Source organism: Hymenobacter sp. J193 (assembly GCF_024700075.1).
GTDB lineage: Bacteria > Bacteroidota > Bacteroidia > Cytophagales > Hymenobacteraceae > Hymenobacter.
Genome location: NZ_JAJONE010000001.1, coordinates 1428049 through 1441842, shown reverse-complemented (window position 1 = coordinate 1441842; position 13794 = coordinate 1428049). Strand labels below are relative to the sequence as shown.

Annotated in this window: 12 protein-coding genes; 3 read left to right on the top strand and 9 right to left on the bottom strand. The window is 59.0% G+C overall.

Features of this window, described 5'->3' with window-relative positions; genetic code table 11:
• Positions 1 to 54 precede the first annotated feature (54 nt).
• From LRS06_RS06235 to LRS06_RS06200, 8 genes are all read right to left on the bottom strand, one after another.
• Entirely contained in the window at positions 55 to 1173 is a 1119-nt protein-coding gene (locus tag LRS06_RS06235) for an ATP-binding protein (RefSeq protein ID WP_257870695.1), read from the bottom strand.
• Between the two features lie 89 nt (positions 1174 to 1262).
• The gene (locus tag LRS06_RS06230) at positions 1263 to 2555 is read right to left on the bottom strand and encodes a nucleoside permease (RefSeq protein WP_257870694.1); all 1293 of its coding nucleotides are present in this window, start codon (positions 2553 to 2555) and stop codon (positions 1263 to 1265) included.
• 178 nt (positions 2556 to 2733) lie between these two features.
• On the bottom strand, positions 2734 to 3342 hold the full coding sequence (locus tag LRS06_RS06225) for a superoxide dismutase (RefSeq protein ID WP_257870693.1): 609 nt from the start codon (positions 3340 to 3342) through the stop codon (positions 2734 to 2736).
• A gap of 102 nt (positions 3343 to 3444) precedes the next feature.
• Positions 3445 to 3891 carry a nucleoside deaminase gene (locus LRS06_RS06220; protein ID WP_257870692.1) on the bottom strand — a complete coding sequence of 149 codons (447 nt, stop codon included), beginning with the start codon at positions 3889 to 3891 and terminating at the stop codon, positions 3445 to 3447.
• 73 nt (positions 3892 to 3964) lie between these two features.
• A complete protein-coding gene (locus tag LRS06_RS06215; RefSeq protein WP_257870691.1) occupies positions 3965 to 4531 on the bottom strand; it encodes a hypothetical protein in 567 nt (188 codons plus the stop codon).
• A 255-nt stretch (positions 4532 to 4786) separates the two neighbouring features.
• On the bottom strand, positions 4787 to 5248 hold the full coding sequence (locus LRS06_RS06210; RefSeq protein WP_257870690.1) for a T9SS type A sorting domain-containing protein: 462 nt from the start codon (positions 5246 to 5248) through the stop codon (positions 4787 to 4789).
• A 192-nt stretch (positions 5249 to 5440) separates the two neighbouring features.
• Complete coding sequence (locus LRS06_RS06205) at positions 5441 to 9064, bottom strand: M1 family aminopeptidase (RefSeq protein WP_257870689.1); 3624 nt, start codon at positions 9062 to 9064, stop codon at positions 5441 to 5443.
• Positions 9065 to 9187: 123 nt separating this feature from the next.
• The gene (locus LRS06_RS06200; protein WP_257870688.1) at positions 9188 to 10093 is read right to left on the bottom strand and encodes an ABC transporter ATP-binding protein; all 906 of its coding nucleotides are present in this window, start codon (positions 10091 to 10093) and stop codon (positions 9188 to 9190) included.
• Positions 10094 to 10366: 273 nt separating this feature from the next.
• Here LRS06_RS06200 and aspS point away from each other — a divergent pair, with 273 nt between their 5' ends.
• Positions 10367 to 12130, top strand: coding sequence for an aspartate--tRNA ligase (gene aspS, locus LRS06_RS06195; RefSeq protein WP_257870687.1), 1764 nt, complete (start codon positions 10367 to 10369; stop codon positions 12128 to 12130).
• Between the two features lie 56 nt (positions 12131 to 12186).
• Here aspS and LRS06_RS06190 read toward each other — a convergent pair whose 3' ends face one another.
• Complete coding sequence (locus LRS06_RS06190) at positions 12187 to 12693, bottom strand: YegJ family protein (protein ID WP_257870686.1); 507 nt, start codon at positions 12691 to 12693, stop codon at positions 12187 to 12189.
• 106 nt (positions 12694 to 12799) lie between these two features.
• Between LRS06_RS06190 and LRS06_RS06185 the strand changes: the two genes are divergently transcribed.
• Positions 12800 to 13054 (top strand): autorepressor SdpR family transcription factor, encoded by a 255-nt coding sequence (locus LRS06_RS06185; protein ID WP_149070783.1) that lies wholly within the window; start codon positions 12800 to 12802, stop codon positions 13052 to 13054.
• Positions 13055 to 13076: 22 nt separating this feature from the next.
• Entirely contained in the window at positions 13077 to 13730 is a 654-nt protein-coding gene (locus LRS06_RS06180; RefSeq protein WP_257870685.1) for an SdpI family protein, read from the top strand.
• The last annotated feature ends 64 nt before the right edge of the window (positions 13731 to 13794 follow it).

Genomic DNA, 13794 nt, shown 5'->3' with positions numbered 1-13794 from the left:
CAGGGCGGCTTTTTGTTTGTGCTACTTATATACTGGTCTTATACCAGATTTAGACTATTGCTTTTGCTCACGGGCCCCGAAGCCAATACGCTTTGCAGCTTTGCCAACTTCGAATTCCTGCTCCTCACGATTGTAAATATCGGCCAAAGCAGTGGCCGCACCCAGCGCCGTGGCTTGTCCAAGGCTGGTGGCCAAGGCTTCAGCTTTGGGCTCAGCCAGCGGCTGAAAATGGTAGGCGGCGATTAATCGGCCTTTGCGCAGCAGCGCGCTGTCGATATGAGAAAGGTCCGTATTGAAGGTGCACACAATCTGAATGTGAAAGCAGTCGGCCAGTAGCCCATCGGAGAGGTTAAGCAGGTTGCTCACGGCGCTGGGGCCGCCCCCCGCTGCGTCGCGCTTCGTGAGCAAGGTTTCCGCGTCTTCGATGATCAGGATGGAGTTGGTGTTGTCGTGCAGCAGATTGATAAACTCCGGGTCGGCAATGCGCGCCGCCAGATTAGGCGGAATAAACAGCTTGGGCTTGTCGGTGAGGCCGCAAAGGTGGCGGATGTAGCTGGTTTTGCCGGTGCCCGGCGGGCCGTGCAGGATGACGATGCCTTTGTCCTGAGGCTGCTGCAAGCGCCGTACAATGGTGTTGTGGGCCGGCAGCAAGTCGTCGTTGTAATGGGTAGCTAGGTCCAGCGCCGGAATTTTGATTTCGAGCGGAGTAAACTCCAGATCATTATACGCCAGGCGCAGTACATGAATGCGCTGCCGCTCCTGCTGCCCGGTTTCAAGATGAGCCATCAGCAGCTCACGTACGAAAGTCAGGTCCTCCGCTGCGGTGTGGGTGGAGTAGAATACCTGCACGCCCCGCTCATTGTAGGTACCATGGTCGCCGACGAGCAGTAACAAGTGAGGAGCAACGTTAAGCGCCCACACATTCAGCTCGGGCTCTTTGGTGGCCTTTTCGATGTAAACGGAATGAACGACGGTTGCGACTTCTAAATCGAAGCGGGCAGCCAGGGCCGTTAGCACGGCGGTGCGGGCATCGGCGTTGGCCAGCTGGAAAATGAGCTTGCGCGGCACTAAGCCAAACGCTTGATGAAACCACGCCAGGGGTAAAAAATAATGAGCCTCATCAAATGTACTACTCCAGTCAGTTGGAGCAGAAGCAGGTAAATCGGGGTGCATAGAAGGGTAGAAAAGGAAGAAAAAGGACCGCCTGCTCCGGCACAGGTGGCTGGTAGCAGGCGGTAAAAATTGATAATCTCAGAGGTAAATCAGGCTTGCTCCACCGTCAGCTGGGGCTTCGCGGGCAGCTCGTGCTCTGCGGGCTGGGTGGTGTGCTTGTGCTTGAAGAGGACAACGAACAGCACAGCAATAACCAGGGCGTAGAGGGCAAACGTCAGCCAGATGCCATGCCAGTCCTTGGTGACCCCATCGGCGGCAGTGAAGTACTTCTCAATGACGATGCCACTGACGGAGCTGCCCAGCACGGCCCCGAAGCCGTTGGTCATCATCATAAACAGCCCCTGGGCGCTGGCCCGAATGCTCGAAGCCGTTTGCGTTTCCACGAACAGGGAGCCGGAGATGTTGAAGAAGTCGAAGGCCATGCCGTAGACGATGCAGGAAAGGACAATCAGCGAGATGCCGGGGAAATCGGGGGTGCCGAAAGCCAGCAGGCCAAAGCGCAGCACCCAGGCAATCATGCTGAACAGCATCACCTGCTTGATGCCGAAGCGGCGCAGGAAAAACGGAATAGCCAGAATAAACAGCGTCTCCGAAACCTGCGAAATAGACATGATGATGGCCGGATACTTTACGGCAAACGTGTCCTTATAGGCCGGTACTTTGTCGAAATCGTGCAGGAACGTGTCGCCGTAAGCATTCGTCAGCTGTAGCGCCGCCCCCAGCAGCATAGCAAACAGGAAGAAGGTGAGCATCTTGGTGTCGCGCAGCAGAGCAAACGACTTCAGCCCCAGCACATCAATCAAGGAGCGGCTGGGTGTATCTTTGGACGGCGGCGGGCAGGCGGGCAGGGTAAACGAGTAGAAGCCCAGCAGAATAGCGGCGCCGGCGGCTATGTAAAACTGGTTGGCCGATTTCTCGAAGCCCAGCAAGCTCACCGTCCACATGGCCACAATGAAGCCTACGGTGCCCCACACCCGGATGGGCGGGTAGTCCTTCACCACGTCGCCGCCCCGGCTTTTCAGCACCGAGTACGATACGGCAATGCTCAGCGCCAGCGTGGGCATGTAGAAAATCATGTTCAGCAGCATCACCCAGAACATGGTGCCGGGCGAGCTGACCATGGGCACCGTAAAGAGCACAATACCGCCCAGGATGTGCAGAATGCCGTAGAGCTTCTCCGCATTCACGTATTTATCGGCCACGATGCCCATGAGCGAGGGCATGAAGATGGAGGCAATGCCCATCGTCGAGAAAATGGCGCCAAACTCAGCCCCCGACCACTGCTTGGTCTGAAACCAGTAAGCGCCAATGGTTATCAGCCACGAGCCCCAGATAAAAAACTGTAGAAAGCTCAGGATAATGAGCCGCAACTTGACACTCATGCAGAACGCGGTTGGAGGGAATATGAGGAAAAAGGCTGCTAAATATACAAGAAATCTAACCGGATAGGCGGTCCGCTGACGGCCTGCGGCCCCGTATTTTGCCTAGCCATTAAACGCACAAAAGCCTTTCCGCGGGCTGCAGAAAGGCTTTTGTGAAATGAACCGGGAACCGGGCTGGTTAGCTGGCGGCCGAGAAGCGGCGGTTTACTTCGTCCCAGTTGATGAGGTTATAGAAGGCCGCAATATAGTCGGGGCGGCGGTTCTGGTAGTTGAGGTAGTAGGCGTGCTCCCACACGTCGAGGCCCAGGATAGGGGTGCCTTTGCAGCCGGTGTCGGGCATCAGCGGGTTGTCCTGGTTGGGCGTGGAGCAGATTTGCAGGGAGCCGTCGGGCTGCTTGCACAGCCAAGCCCAGCCCGAGCCGAAGCGCGTGGTGGCGGCTTTGGTGAATTCTTCCTTGAACTTCTCGTAGGAGCCAAACGCGCTGCTGATGGCTTCGGCTACGGCGCCGGTGGGCTCACCGCCGCCATTGGGGGCCAGCACCGTCCAGAACAGGGAGTGGTTCCAGTGGCCGCCACCGTTGTTGCGCACCGCCGCGGGGGCCGCCGCAATATTGTGCATCAGCTCTTCCAGGCTCTTGCCTTCCAGCTCGGTGCCGGCAATGGCGTTGTTGAGGTTGGTGACGTAGGCCTGGTGGTGCTTGGTATGGTGGATTTCCATGGTCTTGGCATCAATGTGCGGTTCCAGGGCGTCGTAGGCGTAGGGAAGCTGGGGCAATTCAAAAGCCATAGCAATGTAGGGTTAGGGTGAAAGAAGAAACGAGTTCAGGGTATAACCGCCGAAGGGCGGCCGGGGTTGCGGTACCGGCCGACCAACGCAGCCAAAAGTAGCCTATTTGCGCTTGCGGGCGAAAAACTCCTGCATCAGGGCAGCGCACTCCAGGGCCATGATGCCGGTGGCCAGCTCAGTGCGCGGGTGCAGCAGGTTGCCGTAGCGGCGGTAGCCACGCTTGTCTTCGGGGGCCCCGTACACCACGCGCTTCACCTGCGCCCAGAAGGAGGCTCCGGCGCACATCACGCAGGGCTCCACCGTCACGTAGAGGGTGCAGTCCTGCAGATACTTATTGCCGAGGTGGTTGGCGGCGGCCGTGAGGGCCAGCATTTCGGCGTGGGCCGTCACGTCGCGCAGCTTTTCGGTCTGGTTGTAGGCGCGGGCAATAATCTGGCGGTCCATCACCACTACTGCCCCAATTGGAATTTCCTCCTCCTCCAGCGCGTAGCGGGCCTGCTTCAGCGCCTCCCGCATGTAGTGCTCATCAGAATACAGGGAAAGAGTCATACAAGGTGAAATGGTGAGATAGTGAAATGGTGGGTTGGCGGACTGACAGGACAGCAACTCACCGTTTCACCGCTTATTTCATCGATATGCTGCTCATTACGGCCTGGGCCACGGGCTGCCAACGGGCCTGTTCCTCAGTTGGGGCATTGAAGGTGAAAACGGTAAGGGTTTTGCCCTCAATGGCGTACTGCACCAGCTGATATTTACGGATGGGCGCCAGGTTGCTGTTGCGGCGGGTGTCGGCTACCTCGGAGGTGAATTCCAGCACGATGAAGTCCCGCTTGTTGATGGTGCGGATGTCTTCCGTGAGGAACGTCACCTTCGTGTACATGTTCTGAATGCTGGCCTTGTAGATTTTCAGCAACAGGCCATAGTCGCCGCTGCCGAAGGGCGTTTCCTTCTGGGCCACGCTCAGATCCACGCGGCCGGCCCGGTCGGTGAATACGGCCAAGGGCTTGCGCGGGGCCGGAAACTTGGCGGCAATGCCTTCGTCGGGCAAAGGTGTAAAGCCCTCCGGCACACCCACGGTGATTCCGCCAGCCAGCGCGGTTTTCTTGAGCTTAGGCTTGGGCGCTGCCAGGGCGGTAAAAGTCGTGAGCAGCACCAGCAGGAAAAGGAAACGACTAAAATGCGTTTTCATAGAAGGAGAAAAACGAGAGGGAAGGAGCGGCACTTGAGGCCGCAATCTGCGGGAAAAACGGGAAAAGCCGGTCAGGCAGAAATTATCAGTAAAAAAATGCCTCCGCTACCGGGCGGCAGCGGAGGCACTGGAAGTTCTCTGGGACGTCATGCTGAGCGAAGTCGAAGCATCTCTACCGCTTCTTCTGAATAGCATTGCAACGAAGCGGTAGAGATGCTTCGACAAGCTCAGCATGACTGTTTCTGAAACCACGCTCTAGCGGCGGCTACGCTTGTTTTTGGTGCTGCTGCTCGATACGGCGGGGTACTTGATGCGCACCTTCTTCCAGTACACATAGTTGCCGGTTTTGGCTTCTACCAGGTAGGTGCCGGCCGGAATGCGGCCCAGGTCCACGGGCTGGCCGGTGTTAGTCTGCGGGTCCAGGGCAGTGGTATAAATCGGTTCGTTCTTGTAATTGGTCATCACCAGCGTACCGGGCACCGTGAACTGCTGGGTAAAGCTCAGCAGGATAGTGTTGGTGCTACTGTTGGGGTACACGTCGATGCCGGACAAGGTTTCCACGCGCTTGATGGGCCCGTCCAGCACTACCGGCCCGGCCGTGCTTTTCGACTTCACCGAGGCGTCTTCATCCTTGGCTTTGGTCTTGATTTTGGTTTGGGCCTGAGCAGCGGAAAAGCTGAGGGCAGAGGCGAGGGCGAGAAGGACGAAACGTTTCATATCGAAATGGAGAAAGGCTGAGGAAGAGGGCAACCGCCCGTACAAAGGCGCTTTGCAGAAGTCGGGCCAAACTTGCGCGCCGCCCGGCTTTGGGTGAGGCTACGGATTTGAGTTGCCCGCAGTTGGGCCGCCGCACCAACAAGAAGCCCGGTCGCAGAACGACCGGGCTCCGGGAGAGGTTCAGATCAGGCACTATACCTTCTTTTCCTCGGGCGCTTTCACGTTGTCGTCGGGGTTGCGGTCCACCAGCTTGTTGAAGGGGTCGATGCCCACGCGTTCCGGCTTTTGGGGCACGGTAAACTCCAGGCGGTTGCGGCCGGGGCGCAGGTGGCGCTTCTGCACCAGCATGGGCACATCCTGCCACTGGCCGTTCACTTTTTTGCGGCCCAATACGCCCACTTCAATCAGGTCGCGGGCGTTGGTGGCGTCGGTTTCGTTGCCCAGGGAGTCGGCGTAGACCTTCTTGGTATCCACCGTGAACTGCACGCGGTACTGGCCGTTGGGCAGCTTGCGGTAAGAAGCCGAGTCTACCTTGTTTTCATAGAGGGTGATGCGCTCAAACAAATCCGTCACGAGGTATTGCAGCGAATCGGGGGTGTGCTTGCGCAGGTAGCCGATAAACTCTACCGAGTTGGTGTACGGAGCCCGCTGGTAGGCTACTTTGTCGCGGTACTCTTTGATGGCGCTGTTTACCGCGTCCTCGCCCAGGTAATCCTGCAGGGCATACATCACCAAGGAGCCCTTGCGGTAGTGGATGTAGGGCTGGTTTTCAACCAGGTACAGCGGCACTTCCTTTTTCCGCTCGAAGCCCCGGCCCGTCAGGTAGGAGTTCAGCTCAAAGCGCAGAAACTTCTTCATCTTGTCAGGGCCGTAGAGGTGCTTCATCACCATCAGGGCGCCGTACTGGCTCAGGGTTTCCGACATCAGCGTGCCGCCCTGCACGTTGCCCCCAATAATCTGGTGGGCAAACCACTGGTGCGCCACCTCGTGGGCCGTCACGTAGAGCGGGTAGTCGATGTCCTTGGGGTCGGTAGAGTCCACCTCCGCCACAAAGCCGATGCTTTCGGAGAAGGGAATGGTGTTGGGGAAGCTCTGGGCAAACGAGGAGTAGCCCGGAAACTCGATGATGCGCACCTGCCGGTGCTGGTAGGGCCCAAACTGCGCGGTGTAGTACTCCAGGCCTTTTTTCACGCCCTGGGCCATGCGCTTCAGGTTGTACTCGTGGCCCGGGTGGTAGTAGATTTCGATGGGCACCTCCTTCCAACGGTCCTTGTACACCAGGTAGCGGGCCGATTGGAAGGAGTAGAAGTTGAGGATGGGCGCGTCCATCTTGTAGTGGAAATAGCGCCGGCCTTTCTCCGTCCACTCCCGCTGCAGGTAGCCCGGGGCAATAGCCACCTGGTCGGGTGAGGTACTCACCGTCGCCTCAAACCGGATCCAGTCGGCGTCGTTGCCGATGTAGGTATTCATGCGGGCCGCCGAGTCGCCCACGGGAGCCATGCGCGGCTTGGGGAGCAGGCCCTGCTCTTTGCGGGTGTCGTCGCCGGACAGCTCGGCCTCGGGCTGGTAGCCGATGTGGGGCAGCATCTGGGAATTGACGAACGTGCCATTTTCCACAATGCTGGTGTTGGAGCCGCTGTTCTTGAAGCCGGGGTTGGTGTAGGCTAAGTCGAAGTTCAGCTGCACGGAGTCGCCGGGCTGCAGAGGCTGGGTCAGGCGCAGGATGCGGTAGTCGACGTCACCCACCTGGTCGTGCAGCACCTGTTGGGCTGGGCGGCTCAGGGCCAGCTGCTTTACCTCAGCCTCGGCCGCGCCCACCAGGTGCACCGAGTCGATGGGCTGCCGGGTGCGGTTGAGCAGCCAGTAGGAGCCCCGGAAGCGCACGTCGCGCTCCTGGGGAAAGATGTCCACGTTCACCTGCACGGCCGTTATGCGGGGCTGGGGGGCTTTTTCGAAGTGCTTGTACTTGCGCTCAAAGGCCGCACCCAGGGCATCGTTGTCGTCGGAGGTGCGGTACTCATTCAGGATGTTGGTATTATAGAAAATATAGACACCCAACCCCGCAAACGCCAGCAGTGCCAACCCAGCAACTATGCCCAAGGCCGGCGACAAGCTAAAGCGGGCCTGCTGCCAGCGCCAAGAAAAGCGCGTTTCGGTGCCCCGGGGCCAGAGTAGGGCGCTGCCCAGGGCCAGCAGCACGGCAAACGCCGCCCAGTACAGCTTGAAGGTCAGGAACGGCCCCACGAAATGCCCGTAGCCATTCATGGCTGAGTACGGCGTGTTGGGGGCTCCGTTGAAGGAATACAGGTTGTGCTCCAGCCCCAGCGTGCCCTGAAACAGGTTAAAGGCGTAGTACAGGATCATGATAAAGTGTCCCAGGTACTTGTTGTTGACCAGTACCTGCACCAGCATAGCCAGCACGCACAGCAGCAGCATGCCTACCAGGCGGAAGCCAAACAGCTCCTGCACGTACAGCCCCAGCTCGTAGTTGAAGTAGCCCTTGAAGGTCTGCAGCAGCAGTCCGCACAGCATCACCACGGCCAGCAGTACCACCTGAATCAGCATCAGCGCGCCCAGCTTGGCCAGAAACGGCACCCAGGCGGGCATGGGCATAGCATCGTAGATCTGGTTGATCTTGGCATCCCGCTCGCGCCATACCAGCTCCCCGGCGTAGAAGGTGATGATGATGAGCTGGAACAAAGCAAACGTACTGGCCAGCAGCTCTACCACCACCGGCGTGGTGGGAAAGGTGTTGGTACCATACATTTTGCCCACCTGCATGCCGGTAACCAGTAGAAACAGCACCCCAGCCCCGGCAATACCGATGAAGTACACGCTGCGCACGGTGCCGAAAAACTCCAGCCGCAGCAGGCGGCTTAGCTGGGCCCAGGCCAGGCCCGCCGTAAAGCGCGGGGTTGCCCGGGGCAGCGTCAGATTTGGGGCGGCCTCGGCCACGCCTAGTGCCCCGGCCTTGGGTCGGGGACCCGAGTCGGCCTTGTTGGCGAAGGAAAACCGGAAGAAGGCAAAGCAGGCCGCCAGCGTAGTGAAGGCTACACCCAGCCACAACAGGCGGTTCTGCACCAGCCAGATACTCCAGGGCAGCAGGCGGGTATTTTTCTCGGCCACCGTCCAGTAGCGCTGGGTCAGGTCGATGGCGCTGCCGCCCAGCGGGTCGAGCAGAGTGCTGAGCGTGTCGTTGTCGAGGTCTTGCTGTAGGGTGCCGCTGATGGTGTACAGCACCAAGAACAGCACCCCGCCCAGGTAAATGGCCAGGGCCGAGCGCGTGAGTGTGGCCGCCGTGAAGAAGATGGCCCCCGACAGCAGCAGGTTGGGTATAACCAGTTGCAGGTAGGGCAGCAGGTAGGCGGCGGCCACGTTGGGGCCCAGCCGCTCGGGCTCAATAGTAGGCCAGTACGTGGCCAGCCAGGCTCCCAGGGCCGCGCCGAGGAACACCAGCACCGTCACCACAAACGAGCCTAGGAAGCGGCCGCCGAGGTAACCGGTCTTGCTGATGGGGGCCGTGTAGTAGAGCGAGTGGGTGCGGTGGTCGAAGTCGCGGAACACCGGCGTGCCCATCATGGCGGAGGTGATGAACACGCCAAACAAGCTCACCACCGTGAGAATGGTGTTGATCTGGTAAGCCGAGTTGGCCAGCATCTTGCCACTGCCGCCCCCAATGGTCACGTTCACGCCAAACACGCCGGCCACAGCCAGCATAAACAGCCCGGCCATGAGGGCCAGCAGCACAAAGTAGATGTAAGTAGCTGGCCGCTTAAAGCGGTAGCGCAGCTCAAACAGAAAGATTTCGAGGAACATAATCAGAATATCAGGAACGTCATGCTGAGCGAAGTCGAAGCATCTCTACCGCTTCGTTGTAAGACTACTCAGACGAAGCAATAGAGATGCTTCGGCAAGCTCAGCATGACAGACATGTTTGAGTTACTTAGCTACTGGTGCAGCTTCACTGACTGCCTGCTCGGCGGCGTGAATGCGGGCGAAGTACACGTCTTCCAGGGTCGGCTCCACGCCTTCGAAGCCGTTGCCGGGCTGAGCAAGGCTATGCACGTGAATGATGGTCTGGCCCGCAAACAGGCGCGAAGAAATCACCGCAAACTGCTGCTGATAGGTCGCCAGCTCCTCCTTGCGGATGCTGCGCCGCCAGATTTGCCCGCGCACTTCCTCAATGGCCCGTAGCGGGTCGCCGGTATACAGCACCTGCCCTTTGTTGATGATGGCAAACTGCCGGCACAGGTCCGAGACGTCCGACACGATGTGGGTGCTCAGAATCACGATGCGGTCTTCCCCGATTTCGGACAGCAGGTTGTGGAAGCGGTTCCGTTCGGTGGGGTCGAGGCCGGCGGTGGGCTCATCCACGATGATGAGCTTAGGGTTGCCCAGCAAGGCCTGCGCAATACCGAAGCGCTGCTTCATGCCCCCGGAGTAGCCGCCCAGGTTTTTGTTGCGCACCTGGTAAAGGTTGGTTTGCTGCAGCAGGGCATCTACCACTTGCCGCCGCTCACTTTTGTTGCTGAGTCCCTTGAGCACGGCAAAGTGCTCCAGTAGCTCCGCCGCCGTGATTTTTGGGTACACCCCAAACTCCTGGGGCAGATAGCCCAGCACCTGGCGCACGCGCTCCGGCTCCCGCAGCACGTCGATGTCGCCTAGCTGAATGGTGCCGGCATCGGCCTGCTGCAGGGTAGAGATGGTGCGCATCAGGCTGGACTTGCCGGCGCCGTTGGGCCCCAGCAGGCCAAACATGCCGGGCGCAATGCGTAGGCTCACGTCGTTCAGGGCCTTGGTGCCGTTGGGGTAGGTCTTGGAGAGGTGGTCGATAACCAGTTCCATAGCTGAAAAGTGTTTTGGTAGAAGGGCGTGAGAGCAGGCAGAAAAGCGGCCGGCAGACTGGGAGTTGCCAGGACGGTAGGCCGCCAGACAAACATGGCCAAATCCCTATGAAATGCCCCTGATTTTCAACCAACGCCGCCGTGCGCCCGCCCAACGGCACGTGGGCCGGCCGTAAATTCAGCCGGGAGGGGCTATGGCGTGCGGCGGGCCCGGCCCGGTCTTCTATCTTTGCGCCCGGCCCGCCGGCTTCCTTTCATTGAATTCCTTTCGTTTATGCTCCGTACGCACACCTGCGGCGAACTTCGCCCCGAACACGTTGGTTTAACCGTCACGCTTTGCGGCTGGGTGCAGCGCACCCGCGACAAAGGCGGCATCAGCTGGGTGGACTTGCGCGACCGGTACGGCCTCACCCAACTCACCCTGGAAGAAGGCGTGGAAACCGAGGAAATGCGCGCCGCCGCCCGCGAGCTGGGCCGCGAGTTTGTGGTGCAGGTAACCGGCAAAGTAGCTGAGCGCTACTCCAAAAACGACAAAATGCCCACCGGCGGCATCGAAATCCGGGTAGAAAAGCTGGACGTGCTCAACCCCGCCAAGCTGCCGCCCTTCCTCATCGAAGACGAAACCGACGGTGGCGACGACCTGCGGATGAAGTACCGCTACCTCGACCTTCGCCGCTCACCCGTGCGCCAGAACCTGATGCTGCGCCACCGCGTGGCCCAGGCCACCCGCCGCTTCCTCGATGGCCAGCAATTCATTGAGGTGGAAACGCCCGTGCTCATCAAAAGCACGCCCGAAGGGGCCCGCGACTTTGTGGTGCCCTCCCGCATGAACCCCGGCGAGTTCTACGCCCTGCCCCAGAGCCCCCAGACGTTCAAGCAGCTGCTGATGGTGTCGGGCTTCGACCGGTACTTCCAGATTGTGAAGTGCTTCCGCGACGAAGACCTGCGCGCCGACCGCCAGCCCGAGTTCACGCAGATTGACTGCGAAATGGCCTTCGTGGAGCAGGAAGACATCCTGAACACGTTTGAGGCGCTGGTGCAGTACCTGTTCCGAGAGGTGAAAGGCCTCGAAATCGGTCAGCTGCCCCGCATGACTTACGCCGATGCCATGCGCTACTACGGCAACGACAAGCCCGACACGCGCTTCGAAATGAAGTTTGTGGAGCTGAACGACGTGGTGAAAGGCCAGGGCTTCCCGGTGTTCGACAACGCCGGCCTGGTGGTGGGCATCAACGCGCACAACTCGGCCATGTACACCCGCAAGCAGCTCGATGAGTTGACCGAGTTCGTAAAGCGCCCCCAGATTGGCGCCACCGGCTTGGTGTACGCCCGCGTGGAGCAGGATGGCTCGGTGAAGTCGTCGGTAGACAAGTTCTACTCCCAGGATGCGCTGCAGCAGTGGAAAGCCGCCTTCAACGCTCAGCCCGGCGACCTGCTGCTGATTTTGGCTGGGGAGCCTACTAAAACCCGCAAGGCCCTGAGCGAGCTGCGCCTGGAAATGGGCCAGCGCATGGGCTTGCGCGACAAAAACACCTTCTCGGCGCTGTGGGTGGTTGACTTCCCGCTGCTCGAGTTCATTGAGGAGGAAGGCCGCTACTTCGCCATGCACCACCCTTTCACGTCGCCCAAGCCCGAGGACATTGCCCTGCTCGACTCGCCCGACACGATAGGGGAGGTGCGCGCCAATGCCTACGATATGGTGATTAACGGCGTGGAAGTGGGCGGCGGCTCCATCCGCATCCACGACCGTGCCGTGCAGGCCCGCATGTTTGAGCTGCTCGGCTTCTCGGCCGAGGAAGCGCAGGCCCAGTTTGGCTTCCTACTCGACGCCTTCGAGTACGGTGCCCCGCCCCACGGCGGCATTGCCTTCGGCTTCGACCGGCTCTGCTCGCTCTTCGGCGGCGCCGACTCCATCCGGGACTTCATTGCCTTCCCCAAAAACAACTCCGGCCGCGACGTCATGATTGACTCGCCCTCGCCCATTTCCGGTGCCCAGCTCAAGGAGCTAAGCATTGCTACGGCGGTGGTGGGGAAGTAAGCTTTTTCTCTGTTTAACCGAAAGCGGCGCCTGATACATCAGGCGCCGCTTTCGGTTTATGGCGTATCGAATGTTAAAACAGTTGATTGATCAAACTCTGCTCTTTCTTCGGGAGTCATCCTGTTGCGTAGAAGCTTAATCGTATAGCCACCAAAAAGACGGTTGTTCTGGGTGTAATTCCAATCAACGGCAGTAGTCGTATCTACTAAAATGCGCTGCCCAGCTACTACTTGGCTAGTAAATTCTGGTTTGTTATCGACAACACCATACAACTGGCCATTTTCGATACTTAGGCTTCCTACCCAAAGATATTCTCGTTGAACCCCATCATCATAATGGACTTTTATAGCTGAGTTGATGATAGTCGAATCTGACTTGCTTATCGTGAGTAGAAACGCAGGCAATGTGGCTTTCCCTTGTCTCATTGCTTTGTTCATTTCTTCGTCATCTGCGTCCGTGGTGTAGATGGCTGGCTCGCCTTCCCGCTTAATCTTGCTTGAGTCAGAAGTACAACCAGCAAAGCTCAGGAGAAACCCTATTAGAAATAAAGAAGAAATACGCATCGCGAGTGGACAGCAACGGAGTGTTTAGACAAATATCTAAATAATTGGAAAAGATATTTGCTCATCTGGAATATAATTAGACATTTGCCTAAATAACTAATCAGTCTTGAACGCCCTCTTCAAAGCCCTCAACGACCCTACCCGCCGCGCCATCCTGGAGATGCTGCGCGAGCGGCCCTGCACAGCCGGGGAAATTGCCGATGCCTTTCAGTTCTCCAAGCCCACCATCAGCCACCACCTCGATTTACTACGCCAGGCCGACCTGGTCGCCAGTGAAAAGCAGGGTCAGTTCGTGCTCTACACCCTCAACATGACGGTGATGGACGAGCTGCTGGGCTGGCTGCTGCAATTCAAATCCTAACGTTTAGCTAGTGCTCAATTCTATGAAAACGGCTTTTTCCTTTTGGCATGTTCTCTCCCTTATAGCCTTGGTGCTGCCCACCGCTTACCTGGCCTATTCCTGGTCGGCGCTGCCGGCCCAGATTCCCACCCACTTCGATGCTAATGGGCAAGCCAATGGTTTCACGGCCAAAGAAAACATGTGGTGGCTGTGTGTGGCCCTGCCATCGGGCATGTACGCGCTGCTGCACTTTCTGCCCCGCTTCGACCCGAAAAAGCAGTTGAGCGGCACCAGCGTAAACTACCAGAAGCTACAGTTTCTGCTGGTAGCTATGCTAAGCGGGGTGAGCCTGTACAGCCTCTACGTGGCGCAGCATGCGGGCACGCAGCCCGGCAGCGGCTTGGCCGTGCTGCTCGGTCTGTTTTTCGCGCTGCTGGGCAACTACCTCACCACGGTGCCCCAGAACTACTTCGTAGGCATCCGCACGCCGTGGGCGCTGGAGTCGACCATCATCTGGGCCCGGACACATAGGCTGGGGGGCTACCTGTTTTTCGGAGTAGGACTCCTAAGCGCGGCTCTGGCCTTTTGGTCGGCGCCGGTGGCTACCACGGTGCTGGTGGCGGGCGTGCTGGGGACGGTGGTGGCCACCTACGCCTACTCGTACTACCTGTACCGGCAGATGCTGAACGCCGCCTGAGGGGGTTATGGCGCCCCCGCCGATTTTGCTAGCTTTGGCGGGGTCTGCGCCGGCGCTGGTAGCT

Coding starts and splice junctions, on each gene's coding strand:
- LRS06_RS06235 (WP_257870695.1), bottom strand. CDS start 1,173: ATGCACCCCGATTTACCTGCTTCTGCTCCAACTGACTGGAGTAGTACA.
- LRS06_RS06205 (WP_257870689.1), bottom strand. CDS start 9,064: ATGTTCCTCGAAATCTTTCTGTTTGAGCTGCGCTACCGCTTTAAGCGG.
- aspS (WP_257870687.1), top strand. CDS start 10,367: ATGCTCCGTACGCACACCTGCGGCGAACTTCGCCCCGAACACGTTGGT.
- LRS06_RS06225 (WP_257870693.1), bottom strand. CDS start 3,342: ATGGCTTTTGAATTGCCCCAGCTTCCCTACGCCTACGACGCCCTGGAA.
- LRS06_RS06190 (WP_257870686.1), bottom strand. CDS start 12,693: ATGCGTATTTCTTCTTTATTTCTAATAGGGTTTCTCCTGAGCTTTGCT.
- LRS06_RS06215 (WP_257870691.1), bottom strand. CDS start 4,531: ATGAAAACGCATTTTAGTCGTTTCCTTTTCCTGCTGGTGCTGCTCACG.
- LRS06_RS06200 (WP_257870688.1), bottom strand. CDS start 10,093: ATGGAACTGGTTATCGACCACCTCTCCAAGACCTACCCCAACGGCACC.
- LRS06_RS06180 (WP_257870685.1), top strand. CDS start 13,077: ATGAAAACGGCTTTTTCCTTTTGGCATGTTCTCTCCCTTATAGCCTTG.
- LRS06_RS06210 (WP_257870690.1), bottom strand. CDS start 5,248: ATGAAACGTTTCGTCCTTCTCGCCCTCGCCTCTGCCCTCAGCTTTTCC.
- LRS06_RS06230 (WP_257870694.1), bottom strand. CDS start 2,555: ATGAGTGTCAAGTTGCGGCTCATTATCCTGAGCTTTCTACAGTTTTTT.
- LRS06_RS06220 (WP_257870692.1), bottom strand. CDS start 3,891: ATGACTCTTTCCCTGTATTCTGATGAGCACTACATGCGGGAGGCGCTG.